This is a genomic window from Terribacillus saccharophilus (assembly GCF_046592595.1).
In the GTDB taxonomy this organism is placed as follows: Bacteria; Bacillota; Bacilli; order Bacillales; family Amphibacillaceae; genus Terribacillus; species Terribacillus saccharophilus_C.
In genome coordinates this window covers 18,392-31,053 of record NZ_JAWVPF010000004.1, presented here as the reverse complement: position 1 = coordinate 31,053, position 12,662 = coordinate 18,392, and the positions used below count along the sequence as shown (strand labels likewise).

Genomic DNA, 12,662 nt, shown 5'->3' with positions numbered 1-12,662 from the left:
GGAAGGGAAGAAAGCAAATGTTACGTAAAATAAACGCTCTGCTAGCTATTATTGTCATTGCAATCGGCGTCTATCGATATATCGACCGGGATTATGAAGTGAATCCCCAGCTGATGCTGCCGCTTTTGTCCGTTATGTTTCTGTTATTCGCATTTGAATCAATCTTGAATAAGAAAAAGCTGATGACTGGAGTTTATTTGATTGTCTTCGTCATTGCAGCAAGCGCAACTGTCATGATCTTTACACAGACTTAAAAGTCTTCTCCTTATAGGGGGAGGCTTTTTTGTTTATCATTGACAGAGTAAGGGTATCTTGCATATAATACAATTAACATTTAACATATTGTTAATTAAAAGGAGATTAACATAGTGAAGTCGAATAAAAAGGAGATACCTTATGATGTAAGCCGATATCGTACACCGGAAGGTTATACATCCGACATAGCTGTATTCACCATCACCTCCGAAAAGGTCAAAGCGTATGCTCCGCCAGAAATGGAGCTCAAGTTGATGCTCATCAAACGTGCGGAGCAGGATACCGAAGGAAATCCGAACATCGAAGCAAGTAAATGGGCTCTGCCGGGAGGCTTTGTAACACCGGAAGAAACAGCCACTGAGGCAGCCAGCCGGGAATTGGAAGAGGAGACAGGGATAGCCCGGATACATCTGAAGCATTTTGGTGTATACGATGCTCCTGGTCGTGATCCGCGCGGGTGGATCATCTCAAATGCGCATTATGCAATTGTCCCGGAACACAGATTATTTGAAAGAAAAGCGAATGATGATGCCGCAGAAGTGGAACTGTTCCCTGTACAAGAACTAGAGCAGCATCTATTAGCGTTTGATCATGCCACTATCATCCGCGATGCTATTACTCATATATCACGAGATTTACTGCAAACTACAGTTGCAAAGCAATTCTTGCCAGAGCTATTCACCTACTCGGAACTGCAGGCAGTCTTGCTGACCGTAACGGATGACAAAGCAATTCAAAATGAACAAGCTTTTGCACGAAAAGTTAAGACATTGCCTTTCATTGAAGCGGTTGAAGGGCAGAAGACGCAGCGTACATCCAAGCTGCCGACACAGCTTTATCGTTTCGTTGATGCAGAAGTGAAGCAGTCGATTTATACAGCTCGTCATTAATCCAGAGGAGGATGAAAGATGAAAGCATTACTGAATATCGATTATACAAATGATTTTGTAGCGGAAGATGGAGCACTGAGTTGCGGGGTGCCAGGACGGGAAATCGAGGAACGGCTTTCAGCTATTACCAGCGAATTCATCGAGAACGGTGACTATGTTGTTCTTGCAATCGATAAGCATGATGAGAAGGATGCATATCATCCAGAAACGAAGCTGTATCCACCGCATAATATTGATGGGACACAAGGGCGTGCGCTTTACGGCAAGCTCTCGGAAATATATGAGTCTGCCAAGGATGAATGGAATGTCTACTATATGGATAAAACAAGATACAGCGCCTTTGCAGGGACTGATCTGCTGCAGCGGCTGAACGAACGGGGTATCAAGGAGATTCATGCTATTGGTGTGGCGACGGATATCTGCGTATTCCATACACTGGTCGATGCCTATAATTATGGCTTCAAAATCGTAGTTCACGCAGATGCTGTGGCCAGTTTCAATCAAGAGGGTCATGCATATGCACTGCATCACTTTAAAAGCGCATTAGGAGCAGAGATTACCGAAGGAGGTACGAAACGATGACACATTACAAGGATGATAGCACGGCATTGCACACGGATCTTTATCAAATCAATATGGCCCAGACATATTGGAAGGATGGAAAGCACAACCGCAAAGCGGTATTCGAGCTGTTTTTCCGCAAGCAGCCCTTTGGGAATGGATTTGCTGTTTTCGCTGGCTTGGAGCGAGTCATCGATTATTTGAAAGAGTTCCGTTTCTCGGATTCTGATCTGGACTATCTCGAGCAGGAGCTGGGATATGAGAAAGATTTCATAGCTTACTTACGCGACCTGCGCTTTACTGGAGATTTGTACAGCATGCAGGAAGGTGAGCTGGTTTTTGGAACTGAGCCGATCATCAGGGTGGAAGCGCCGCTTGCCCAAGCGCAGCTGATCGAAACAGCTTTGCTGAATATCGTGAACTACCAGACGCTTATTGCTACCAAGGCTGCTCGTATCATGCATGTTTTAGATGCTGGGGATACAGCAATGGAATTCGGCTCCAGACGGGCACAGGAAATGGATGCGGCTATATGGGGAACAAGAGCGGCATTCATCGGCGGGTTCCATGCTACTTCCAATGTGCGGGCAGGCAAAAAGTTCGGTATACCGGTAGCCGGAACACATGCACACGCGCTGGTGCAAGCTTATCGCGATGAGTATGAAGCATTCCGTAAATATGCAGAAACGCATGTGGATTGTACGTTTCTTGTGGATACGTATGATACGTTGAAGTCCGGTGTGCCAAATGCGATTAGAGTGGCAAAAGAAATGGGCGGCAAAATCCGTTTCAATGCCATTCGCCTGGACAGCGGAGATCTAGCTTACTTGTCCAAGCAAGCACGGAAGATGCTGGATGAAGCAGGCTTTACTGAAACGAAGATTACCGCATCCAATGATTTGGATGAAGAAACTATCGGTGCTCTGAAAGCTCAGGGAGCGAAAATCGACAATTGGGGTATCGGCACAAAACTGATTACTGCATACGATCAGCCAGCATTGGGGGCAGTATATAAAATAGTTTCCATTGAAGATGACAATGGAGAGATGGCCGATACAATCAAAATCAGCGCCAATCCTGAAAAAGTATCTACTCCAGGACTAAAACGCGTTTATCGGATCATCAACCGAGCGAGCCAGAAATCAGAAGGAGATTATATTGCGCTAGCCCATGAGAATCCTGAGGAAGAAGAACGACTAAAGATGTTCCATCCAACCTATCCGTACATCAGTAAGTTTGTGACGGATTTTGAAGCGAAGGAGCTGCAGCAGCCAGTTTTTCAACAGGGAGAACTCGTATATACGCTGCCATCCCTGGAGGAAACACGGAATTATGTGACACACAGCCTTACCTACCTATGGGATGAATATAAACGGACACATAATCCAGAGGCCTATCCTGTCGATCTCAGCACAGCTTGCTGGAACAATAAAATGGAATTGATCGAGCGCATCAAATCACAGCTGGAGGAGAAGTAGTATGGGGAAAATCGGAATCTACGGTTCATCGTTTGATCCAGTCACAAATGTCCATTTATGGACGGCAAGCACAGTTGCGCACCGCTGCAAGCTGGATAAGGTCATTTTTCTTCCTTGTTCCAGCAAGCGAAAGGACAAGAAACTAAATACGACGGATGAGCACCGCTGGAAGATGGTTCAAATGGCAATAGAGGATAATGAATTGTATATTGCTGATGACTATGAGATGAAACAAGAAGCATGGAATGTCTATACGGAACAGACATTGACCCATTTCAAAGAGGTCTATCCTAATGACGAAGTTTATTTCATTATGGGGGCAGATCTTCTCGAAGATATTGGTGCAGGAAAATGGGGGAATAGTGAAGCTCTAGTCCGCGATAACCGCTTCATAGTCATGGCCCGGAACGATATCGATATGCTGAAAGTGATCAGCCATTCTCCGCTGCTACGGAATCATGATGATGGTCATACTTTCCATCTGATAGATAAGGGACTGGCAATGGAGATCAGCTCTACTTATATCCGGGAGGAATTTGCAGTAGGCGGGGAGCCACGGTATTTGCTGCCGGAGAGCTGTTATCGGTATATTAAGGAACAGCAGATATATAAATAGTTTGAGTAATAGGCTGAAAAAACTTGTAAAATGGCAACTGCTGAAATATAAAGAGACAGAAGAAAAGACGCCCATCGATAGGCGTCTTTTTTAGTGGAGCATAGCGGGCTCGAACCGCTGACCTCTTCGCTGCCAGCGAAGCGCTCTCCCAGCTGAGCTAATGCCCCGTATAGAATTACGTCACAGAAATATTATAGCGCTTCTTTCTATTAATGGCAATATATTTTCGCAGGCACGATAATCGGACTCTATCGGCTGCTGTGATATAATCTACTTAATAAAAGTCGATTTGGAGGACGATGCAGTGCGGTTTGTGAGTATAGATTTCGAGACGGCGAATCGGTATTGGTCAAGTGCTTGTTCGGTAGGTGTTGCTGTTGCGGATGAGACGGGTGTGATTGATGAATGGTATACCTTGATCAATCCATTGATGGAATTCGAAGAACAGAATATCCACGTGCATGGGATCCTTCCACGGGATGTGGAGGATGCACCGACGTTCAGGGAAATATGGCCGAAATTAAGCAGTTATCTGGCGGGTAATGTTGTCATTGCGCATAACGCGAGTTTTGATATGGGTGTCATTCGGAAAGCGGTGGCCCGATATGGTTTGGAAATGCCCGATTTTGATTATCTTTGTACGCGGATCATCGGCAAAAAAGTGTGGCCGGATATGGAGAACCATCGGCTGAACACGTTAGCTGCCAGTAAGGAAATTACTTTTGAGCACCATAATGCTATGGAGGATGCACGAGTTGCAGCGAACATCTTCCTGCATGCGATGGCGGATTCCGGCGTACAGAGAATAGAGGAACTAACCAAGACATTAAAGGTGCAAAAGAAAAGCATTCATGATACAAGCTCTTCTGGCAGCCGATCACGCTACGGCGATATCAAGCCGCAGACAGATCAATTTGATCCGGCACACCCGTTTTATCGGAAACAGGTGATGTTTACTGGGACTATGAAAAGTTTGAAGCGGAAGGATGCCATTCAAAAACTGGTCAATGTAGGCGGCGTGCATACAGATAAAATGGACACGTCTACCCGCTATCTCGTTGTAGGGGCAAGAGATTATGAGAAATTTGCAGCAGGCAAGAAAACGAGTAAGCTCGTTCAGGCGGAACGGATGATCGAGAACGGACGTCCGCTGCGGATCATCTCAGAAGAAAAATTCCTGTCATTGGTGTAAGGGGTTCTCGGTAGGAGAACTCCTTTTTTCTATGGAGGGTATACGATGTATGAATTAAAGGAAACCGATTTGACGAAAGAGGCGTATACACACAAAGGATATGCCATACTCCTTGGAGGAGATTAACAATAGAACTTGGGGGAACAAAATGGAACAGAATCAAATAGAAACGAAAAAATTTGATTGGCGATTATTTCTAGCGCTGGTCAAAGGCACAAAACCACCTAAGGCGATGGTCATTGTTGCGTTGGTGATGAGTCTATTGACGACAGGCGTAGGATTCACGGTGCCTTTATTTACGAAGAATTTGGTGGATGGTTTTTCGGGGGCCTCCATTTCTGGCGGGCAAATCGCAATCTTGGTTATTGCTTTTGTCCTGCAGGCATTAGCTAGCGGGTTATCCATCTACTTGCTGGCGAAGATCGGTCATCATGTTGTTGTGAAACTGCGCGAGCGTCTATGGGAGAAGCTGTTGCATTTGCCAATCAGATTTCATCATGATAATGAAACCGGGGAGACGCTCAGCCGAGTGACAAATGACACTGCTGTAGTAAAAGAGCTGATTACGGACCATCTGACCAGTTTTGTTACAGGTATTATTTCCATTGTCGGATCGATTATCATTCTGCTTGTTCTTGACTGGAAAATGACGATAGTCATGCTGCTGGCTGTACCAATTGCAATTGGAATCATCATGATACTCGGGCGCCGGATGTACCGGGTATCGAAAATCATGCAGGAGGAAACAGCAAAGTTTACCTCAGTCCTGAATCAGGTACTGCCTGAGATGAAGCTTGTGAAAGCTTCGAATGCAGAACATGTAGAGCTGGAACGCGGCAACAAAGGTATTCGCACCTTGTTTACATACGGCTTGAAAGAAGCTAAGATTCAAGCGTTGCTTTCGCCGCTCATGCTCTTCATCATGATGCTTTTGTTAGTGACGATCATCGGCTATGGCGGTGTGCGCGTTGCTTCAGGAGCACTATCAGCAGGTGACATGGTCGCGTTCATCCTGTATTTATTCCAGATCATCATGCCGATGACGCAGCTGTCCATGTTCTTCACCCATCTTCAAAAGGCGATGGGAGCAACGGAGCGTATCTATGATGTACTTGGAGAAGATACAGAAGATGCCGAAAAGGGCCGACCGATACATTCTGTGGATGGAGATTTGCATATTGAGCATGTGAGTTTTGCTTATCAATCAGAACAAGTATTGCATGAGCTTAGTTTTACCGCGCCTGCTGGCAAGGTGACTGCCATCGCCGGACCGAGCGGTGGTGGTAAATCGACTCTATTTGGTTTGCTTGAGCGGTATTATGAGCCAACCAGTGGTGTCATCCGGTTAGATAAGACTCCTATTCAAGATTTTAAACTGCATGACTGGCGACGCCAAATTGGCTATGTGGCTCAAGAAACAGCTTTATTATCCGGTACGATTCGTGAAAATATCTGCTATGGTTTGGAAAGGGAAATATCCCAGGAAGAACTGGAACGTGTATCGGAAATGGCGTATGCCAAACAGTTCATTGAAGACTTGCCGGATGCTTATGAAACAAAGGTCGGCGAGCGGGGAGTGAAGCTCTCTGGCGGACAGCGGCAGCGTATTGCGATTGCAAGGGCGCTTTTGCGTGACCCTCAGATCCTGATGCTGGATGAGGCGACATCGAGTCTTGATAGCAGCTCAGAGATATACGTGCAGCAGGCATTGCAGAATTTGATGCAGAATCGTACTACCTTCGTGATAGCTCACCGGCTGTCGACAATTGTGGATGCAGATCAGATTGTATTCATTGAAAAAGGACGAATTACTGGTATCGGAACACATGAGGAGTTATTCAAGCTTCACGATCTATATCGTGAATTCGCATCCCAGCAGCAGCTGCTTGCGGGTAAAATGGAATAAATAGAGCCCTTCTTCGCATACTAGGCGAAAAGGGGGTTCTATCATGCCAAAGAAAAAGCCCAATAATGACCATCAATTCAAGGAAAACAAAAATCACGGCGAAAAACGGAACGGCCGATTGAGCCAGTTCAAGAACAACGTAAATGGACCAGGACAAACGGAAAACGAATATATTTCCGCAAAGGAAGACTAAAAAAAGCTGCCGCCTCTAATATGAGGCAGCAGCTTCTTTCAATTCATCCAATTGACTAGTACAAACAAGATTGGTAAGACAACAATAAGCGAAGATGTCGCAACGATCCAATTGGAGTTGGCAAGCTCCATGTCGAGATTGTACAGCCGCGGCGGTACAAGGGAAGCAACGGCCGGCGGCATGGCGGACATGATGAGCAGCACCTGTAGTAATATACCGTCATACAAGCTGCCCAGACCAAGTAAATAAGCACTGCCAGTAATGACTAGCGGTACAGCAAGGAACTTGATCGGAATCAGCCAGATACTAAGCTTCCAATACTTTTTCACCGAAGCTATCCGCATGCTGAAGCCGATTGGGATTAAAAGCAGGATGGATGCAAGTGCAACAAGTGTTGAATTGCTTGCTCCAAGCCATTCGAATCTGTCTATTGGCGATAAGTTCAGCACCGCACCAATGACAATAGAACAGAAAGTAATCATGATAAATGGATCTTTGATAATACGCATCACGCGTGATGCAGGAGCATTTTCTTCGATTGTCCCATATGATTTTGCGATTGGATAGATGATCGTATAATACGTGAATTCCTCAAGCAAGCGGAACATAGCAGCATATGCCACTGCTTGCTCGCCAATGAATAGCACACAAAAGAGCAGTCCAAAGCTTCCGAGGTTGAGAAAGGCACCTGAAACGAACATAGAACCAATCTGATCCTTCGGCAGCCTCTGCCATTTGGAATACAGCAAAGCCAGAATTGCTCCAAGGAAAATCGTTACAATTCCGAAGACGGGTAGATAAATGAGCCTGACATTGGTCAAGTTAGCTGACCAAAAGGCACTGATAAGAATAATTGGATTTAGTACAAGCAATACAACCCGAATCAATGCATTCATGAAATAATTGAGGGAGAACCATTCCGGGAGCCGATATTTCTCAGCGACAATCCGGATGACTCTGCCGATGATAAGTCCGATCAGTATAATGGATATAGCATAAATAAAGCTTGCGATAAGCGTGATCCTCCTTTCAGCTGAAGTTACATGATGTATTCCCTGTTTTATATTATATACAGCATTCTTAATTGTAACGATATTGCAGGTCATTGTCTAAAAAAATTAATAAACTGGGCTTGCACAAAAAAAAACACCTGCCATATTTGGCAGGTGTTCCGAGATTATTCTTCCTCTGATTCTGAACGGTTATTATAGTCATAATCGCTCGCTTTTACCGGTGTCCAGCCTTCCGGATCATAGAAGCGGAGCAGGTCACCATAAAGGATTTTATCGTTGAGGCTTAGCTTCTTGGCTAATTCCTCTTTTTCTTTTTTGATTTCTTCTATTTTGGCTTCATCTTCGATTACTTCGCCAGTGTTAGTGTCATAATACGTATCTCCTAGCACTGTGTAATCTTTACTGATGAAATCACCATTTCGTAATCCGACTACACCGTTGTGCTCCTCGGACAATAGATCTGTACCGAATTGGATATACTTAGATGAATCAATACCAAGCAAGTGTTCAAGTGTCGGAAGGACATCCAGCTCACCGCCGTACGTGTGGTTCACGCCGCCTTCAAGACCTGGAGCCTTGATCATAAGCGGTACACGCTGCATTTGTGCATTTTGATAGTCCGTCATTTCTTTGCCTGTAATCTCTTCCATAGCACGGTTATGGTTTGTAGAGATACCATAGTGGTCTCCGTAAAGCAGGATGACAGAGTTATCATACATGCCTGATTCTTTCAGGTCTTTGAAGAACTGTTCCAATGCTTCATCCAGGTAGCGTGCTGTCTGGAAGTAGTTATCTACTGTAGCATCTCCAGTTGTTGCTTTATCGATCGTTGCGTCTTCTGGATCGAGTGTGAACGGATAATGGTTCGTCAGTGTGATCAGATGCGCATAAAATGGCTGATCAAGTGATTCAAGCAATGGCATGGATTCTTCGAAGAAAGGTTTATCTTTCAAACCGTAGTTAACCGAGTTTTCCATGTTGTAATAAGTGGAATCGAAGAAATGATCGACTCCGAATTGCTTGTAAATTTCATCACGATTCCAGAATGTTTTCTCGTCACCGTGGAATACAGCACTTGTATAGCCTTGCTCCTGATTCAGGATGGCAGGCGCTGCTTGATATGTGTTCGTACCTTTTACAGAGAAGGCAGATCCTTGCGGCAGGCCGTATAGGGAGTTATCCATTAACAGCTCTGCGTCTGCGGTTTTACCTTGTTCTGTTTGGTGGAAGAAGTTATCAAAGTACGTTATTTGCTTATCATTCACAAGTGAATTCAAGAACGGTGTAACTTCTTCGCCGTCCAATTTGTAATTGATCAGGAAGCTCTGGAAGCTTTCCAAATGGATTTTGATGACGTTCATGCCCTCTGCGTTCCCAAAGTACTTCTCATTCGGTTCAGCATAGTTTTCCTTCGTGAATTCCGTTACTTCAGATAAGTCACTCGGACTTGCCATCACTCGCTGGGTGGAAGTCTTCGCATTTTGAACCGCATCATAAATCGTATAGTTGTATGGTCCAAGATATTTAACCAAGTACGTGCGGTCGAATGTGCGCTGTAGCAGCTGCGGGCGATCGACTTCAGCCAGTCCAAGGTTGATTGCGAATAAAGCCACACCGGAGATGATGACCATTGCTGTCTTCCGGAAAGCAAGGCGGTCGATACTCCAGTTCTTTCTTGTGTAAATATACAAGACGATCAGCAGGATGATATCTAGGAAGTAGATGAAATCATAGCCTTCCATTAATCCGAAGATGCTGCCGCCCATGCCGGAACTAAGATTATCGGTTTGCTTTAATGTTGGCAGGGTAATGAAATCATTAAAGAATCGATAGTATAGGACATTCGCATAAAGCAGGAAGCTCATGATGAAATCAATGACTAATAGCCAGATTCCCATCCGTTTGCCCTTTGCCAGGAATGCAAGCCCCAGGAATACGATGCTCGCGCTAAATGGGTTGATTACAAGCAGGAATTCCTGCATGGCGTTTGTTATATCCAGGTTGAATTCCTGTTTATAAGAAAAATACGTCTTGGCCCATAAGAAAATAACGGCCAGCGCAAAAAATCCTTTCTTTGAAGCCAAAAGCTTCTTCATTATCTTTCACCTCTTCATTTTCTTATCAGGCGTCTATTGAGTTGAACAACGACATAGATTCTATCAATTTGCAATCTAAAAAACAACTAAGACCCAAAACAAAATTTGGGCTCATAATCTATAAATATAACAGATTCTGCTGAAAAAGCAAAATGGGAAATTTAGCCCGTAAAAAAAGAGTGCATTTTGCACTCTTTTTTTACAAAGCACCTGTTGTTTGGGTTTCAATCGGCTGCTTGTGTTTCCATTGCTTGTATGCCGCTACATCCTGCTGTATCTGCTTAAAGGTGAAAGCAATAAGCGCAACGTCATCAAGCAATCCGCCGGGAATGAAATCCGGAACAAAATCGATTGGGCTTAAGAAATAAAGGAAGGTTGCTGCAATCATAAGCAGTGACTTCTTCGGCAGCTGGCTGTACGCACCTTTGCGCCAATCACGGAGCATGTCCACCATCAGCTGCAAATCTGACCAGATTTCTGCGAGTTTTCCTTTATTATCCGTTGCTTTTGTTGATACATTAGCAAGGAGCTCCTTCGATTTTTCCTTATCCTGCAGCAATGCTTTTGCCTTTGGAGTATAAGCATGCCGTTTCTCCAGGAGCTGTGATAGGTTCCATTTCATAAGGTGTGCCTCCTTGTTTCCTTCTGGTTTCTATTATGAGGAACAATTCCCTGTCATGCAAGGAAGGGGCTTTAGTCGATTTTTTTAACGAGCACCCGGTATCGCTCCGGCAATGTATCTTTTGCCTTCACATGCTGCATGAAGGCTTCAGCTTCTTCATATGTGTCAAAAGTGTAAACTTCTCCGTCCTCTCCGACGAATTCAAGCTTCACTTGGTTTGAGTCGATTGCGATGACTTTGAACATAGTGCTCTCCTTTCATATGCTGACAGCACCATAGGGCGCTGGCAGAAAGAGCTGAGGTTACGCAGGATTTCCAGCTCAGATGTCTCATCATGATCTAAATTCACTAGGAAAAAATTGAATAAATGATTAGTTCACTTATCTATTATAAAGAAAGTTAGCATAGAGAGAAAGCGAGAACTCCATAAACGGGGAAAAGCAGGCAGCGGGGGCTGCCTGCTTTTCTGTTGTTGTTAGAAATAAGTGTGGTGGGACGAATATGAAATATGAGGGAGGTATTGTTGTTAGAAAACATATTTTATCGTCCTCAGTTATATAGACGTGTGGCACTCGCAATTGGTTTCATTTTTCAGCAAAAGTTTTGAAAGGTTTAAGTTCAATTGGCAAAAGGAATAGTTCTTCAACTAACTGGATAAAGGAGATTGGTACCATGCAAGCAGTCACGTTCCAAGGCAAGGAAAATATCGAAGTTAAGTCAGTGGAAGCTCCCTCGATCGAGAAATCCACTGATATGATCGTACGAATTACGGCCACCGGTATCTGTGGTTCTGATCTGCATTTGTATCATGGAGGAATTACACCGGAGAAGGATTATATCATTGGTCATGAACCAATGGGTATTGTAGAAGAAGTCGGTCCGGATGTGAAAAACCTTAAAAAAGGCGACCGCGTTGTCATCCCATTCAACATTGGATGCGGTGAATGCTACTATTGTAACCATCAAATGGAGAGCCAATGTGATAATTCAAATGGCAATCCGCATACTGATGCCGGCGGGCTATTCGGTTTTGCAGATCAGTTTGGTGACTATCCTGGTGGGCAAGCAGAGTATTTGCGTGTGCCATTTGCTGATTTCACTTCCTTTAAAGTGCCGGAATCGAGTGAATTGAAGGATGAAAGTGTTGTCTTTCTATCTGATGTAATTCCAACAGCTTATTGGAGTGTGGAGAACAGCGGGGTCAAAAAGGGGGACACTGTCATCATCTTGGGGGCAGGTCCCATCGGCCAGATGGCGCAGAAGTTTGCTTGGCTGAAAGGGGCAGAGCGTGTTATTGCAGTAGATAATGTACCGCATCGTTTGGCACATGCTAAAAAGATGAACAATGTAGAAACCTATGACTTTACCAATAATCGTGAGATCGGTTCTTTACTTCACAGTGATACGAACGGTGGGGCCGATGTTGTGATTGATTGTGTCGGTATGGATGGAACAGTACCGGAAGGTGTGACATTCGGGTCTGAGCATGACAATCAATTTGGAACAATTCAGCCAATCATCACGGCTAGTGAAGCAGTAGCTAAATTCGGTACCGTTCAGCTTACTGGTGTATATGGAACAGAAGCAAATGGTTTCCCGATTGGTGACTTCTTCACTCGGAACGTGACGCTTACAATGGGACAAGCTCCTGTTATCCATTTGATGCCAAAGCTTTATCAGATGGTAGAAGAAGGAGTATTCGATCCAACGGATATCATCACTCATACAATGAAAATCAGTGAAGCAAAAGAAGCATACAAGATATTCGATGAAAAATCGGATAATAACATCAAAGTACTATTGAAGCCATAAAAAAACAGGAGCTGCATCGTGCAGCTCC

General features: G+C 44.4%; 13 protein-coding genes and 1 tRNA gene. 9 read left to right on the top strand and 5 right to left on the bottom strand.

Annotated elements, in window-relative coordinates; genetic code table 11:
* Window positions 1-17: 17 nt before the first annotated feature.
* The 5 genes from SFC25_RS07275 (at window position 18) to nadD (ending at window position 3,800) form a co-directional block, all read left to right on the top strand.
* A complete protein-coding gene (locus SFC25_RS07275; RefSeq protein ID WP_411214629.1) occupies window positions 18-254 on the top strand; it encodes a hypothetical protein in 237 nt (78 codons plus the stop codon).
* A gap of 114 nt (window positions 255-368) precedes the next feature.
* A complete protein-coding gene (locus SFC25_RS07270) occupies window positions 369-1,145 on the top strand; it encodes an NUDIX domain-containing protein (RefSeq protein ID WP_411214628.1) in 777 nt (258 codons plus the stop codon).
* An 18-nt stretch (window positions 1,146-1,163) separates the two neighbouring features.
* Window positions 1,164-1,727 carry a cysteine hydrolase family protein gene (locus SFC25_RS07265; RefSeq protein ID WP_411214627.1) on the top strand — a complete coding sequence of 188 codons (564 nt, stop codon included), beginning with the start codon at window positions 1,164-1,166 and terminating at the stop codon, window positions 1,725-1,727.
* Window positions 1,724-3,184: a nicotinate phosphoribosyltransferase gene (locus tag SFC25_RS07260; RefSeq protein WP_411214626.1), complete on the top strand. Its 1,461-nt coding sequence runs from the start codon at window positions 1,724-1,726 to the stop codon at window positions 3,182-3,184. The genes SFC25_RS07265 and SFC25_RS07260 overlap by 4 nt, the downstream gene beginning before the upstream one ends.
* Before the next feature lies 1 nt (window position 3,185).
* The gene (nadD, locus tag SFC25_RS07255) at window positions 3,186-3,800 is read left to right on the top strand and encodes a nicotinate (nicotinamide) nucleotide adenylyltransferase (RefSeq protein WP_411214625.1); all 615 of its coding nucleotides are present in this window, start codon (window positions 3,186-3,188) and stop codon (window positions 3,798-3,800) included.
* Between the two features lie 94 nt (window positions 3,801-3,894).
* Here nadD and SFC25_RS07250 read toward each other — a convergent pair.
* Window positions 3,895-3,967 (bottom strand) — tRNA-Ala (locus tag SFC25_RS07250).
* Window positions 3,968-4,104: 137 nt separating this feature from the next.
* On the opposite strand from SFC25_RS07250, the gene SFC25_RS07245 reads away from it, so the two are divergent.
* The 3 genes from SFC25_RS07245 (at window position 4,105) to SFC25_RS07235 (ending at window position 7,091) form a co-directional block, all read left to right on the top strand.
* The gene (locus tag SFC25_RS07245) at window positions 4,105-4,992 is read left to right on the top strand and encodes an exonuclease domain-containing protein (RefSeq protein ID WP_411214624.1); all 888 of its coding nucleotides are present in this window, start codon (window positions 4,105-4,107) and stop codon (window positions 4,990-4,992) included.
* A gap of 148 nt (window positions 4,993-5,140) precedes the next feature.
* A complete protein-coding gene (locus SFC25_RS07240; protein ID WP_411214623.1) occupies window positions 5,141-6,898 on the top strand; it encodes an ABC transporter ATP-binding protein in 1,758 nt (585 codons plus the stop codon).
* Between the two features lie 43 nt (window positions 6,899-6,941).
* Window positions 6,942-7,091, top strand: a complete 150-nt coding sequence (locus SFC25_RS07235) for a hypothetical protein (RefSeq protein ID WP_411214622.1) — start codon at window positions 6,942-6,944, stop codon at window positions 7,089-7,091.
* 38 nt (window positions 7,092-7,129) lie between these two features.
* On the opposite strand, the gene SFC25_RS07230 is transcribed toward SFC25_RS07235, so the two are convergent.
* From SFC25_RS07230 to SFC25_RS07215, 4 genes are all read right to left on the bottom strand, one after another.
* On the bottom strand, window positions 7,130-8,197 hold the full coding sequence (locus SFC25_RS07230) for an AEC family transporter (protein ID WP_411214621.1): 1,068 nt from the start codon (window positions 8,195-8,197) through the stop codon (window positions 7,130-7,132).
* Between the two features lie 71 nt (window positions 8,198-8,268).
* The gene (gene ltaS / locus SFC25_RS07225) at window positions 8,269-10,200 is read right to left on the bottom strand and encodes a lipoteichoic acid synthase (RefSeq protein WP_411214620.1); all 1,932 of its coding nucleotides are present in this window, start codon (window positions 10,198-10,200) and stop codon (window positions 8,269-8,271) included.
* Between the two features lie 199 nt (window positions 10,201-10,399).
* Window positions 10,400-10,822: a YkvA family protein gene (locus SFC25_RS07220; RefSeq protein WP_411214619.1), complete on the bottom strand. Its 423-nt coding sequence runs from the start codon at window positions 10,820-10,822 to the stop codon at window positions 10,400-10,402.
* Between the two features lie 71 nt (window positions 10,823-10,893).
* Window positions 10,894-11,067 carry a hypothetical protein gene (locus tag SFC25_RS07215; RefSeq protein ID WP_411214618.1) on the bottom strand — a complete coding sequence of 58 codons (174 nt, stop codon included), beginning with the start codon at window positions 11,065-11,067 and terminating at the stop codon, window positions 10,894-10,896.
* Between the two features lie 427 nt (window positions 11,068-11,494).
* On the opposite strand from SFC25_RS07215, the gene SFC25_RS07210 reads away from it, so the two are divergent.
* Complete coding sequence (locus tag SFC25_RS07210; protein WP_411214617.1) at window positions 11,495-12,634, top strand: alcohol dehydrogenase catalytic domain-containing protein; 1,140 nt, start codon at window positions 11,495-11,497, stop codon at window positions 12,632-12,634.
* The last annotated feature ends 28 nt before the right edge of the window (window positions 12,635-12,662 follow it).

What these genes read in the sequence shown, in the direction of transcription:
- SFC25_RS07275 (WP_411214629.1), top strand. Translation starts at nt 18, where the DNA reads ATGTTACGTAAAATAAACGCTCTGCTAGCTATTATTGTCATTGCAATC.
- SFC25_RS07265 (WP_411214627.1), top strand. Translation starts at nt 1,164, where the DNA reads ATGAAAGCATTACTGAATATCGATTATACAAATGATTTTGTAGCGGAA.
- SFC25_RS07260 (WP_411214626.1), top strand. Translation starts at nt 1,724, where the DNA reads ATGACACATTACAAGGATGATAGCACGGCATTGCACACGGATCTTTAT.
- nadD (WP_411214625.1), top strand. Translation starts at nt 3,186, where the DNA reads ATGGGGAAAATCGGAATCTACGGTTCATCGTTTGATCCAGTCACAAAT.
- SFC25_RS07240 (WP_411214623.1), top strand. Translation starts at nt 5,141, where the DNA reads ATGGAACAGAATCAAATAGAAACGAAAAAATTTGATTGGCGATTATTT.
- SFC25_RS07235 (WP_411214622.1), top strand. Translation starts at nt 6,942, where the DNA reads ATGCCAAAGAAAAAGCCCAATAATGACCATCAATTCAAGGAAAACAAA.
- SFC25_RS07230 (WP_411214621.1), bottom strand. Translation starts at nt 8,197, where the DNA reads ATGACCTGCAATATCGTTACAATTAAGAATGCTGTATATAATATAAAA.
- ltaS (WP_411214620.1), bottom strand. Translation starts at nt 10,200, where the DNA reads ATGAAGAAGCTTTTGGCTTCAAAGAAAGGATTTTTTGCGCTGGCCGTT.
- SFC25_RS07220 (WP_411214619.1), bottom strand. Translation starts at nt 10,822, where the DNA reads ATGAAATGGAACCTATCACAGCTCCTGGAGAAACGGCATGCTTATACT.
- SFC25_RS07215 (WP_411214618.1), bottom strand. Translation starts at nt 11,067, where the DNA reads ATGTTCAAAGTCATCGCAATCGACTCAAACCAAGTGAAGCTTGAATTC.
- SFC25_RS07210 (WP_411214617.1), top strand. Translation starts at nt 11,495, where the DNA reads ATGCAAGCAGTCACGTTCCAAGGCAAGGAAAATATCGAAGTTAAGTCA.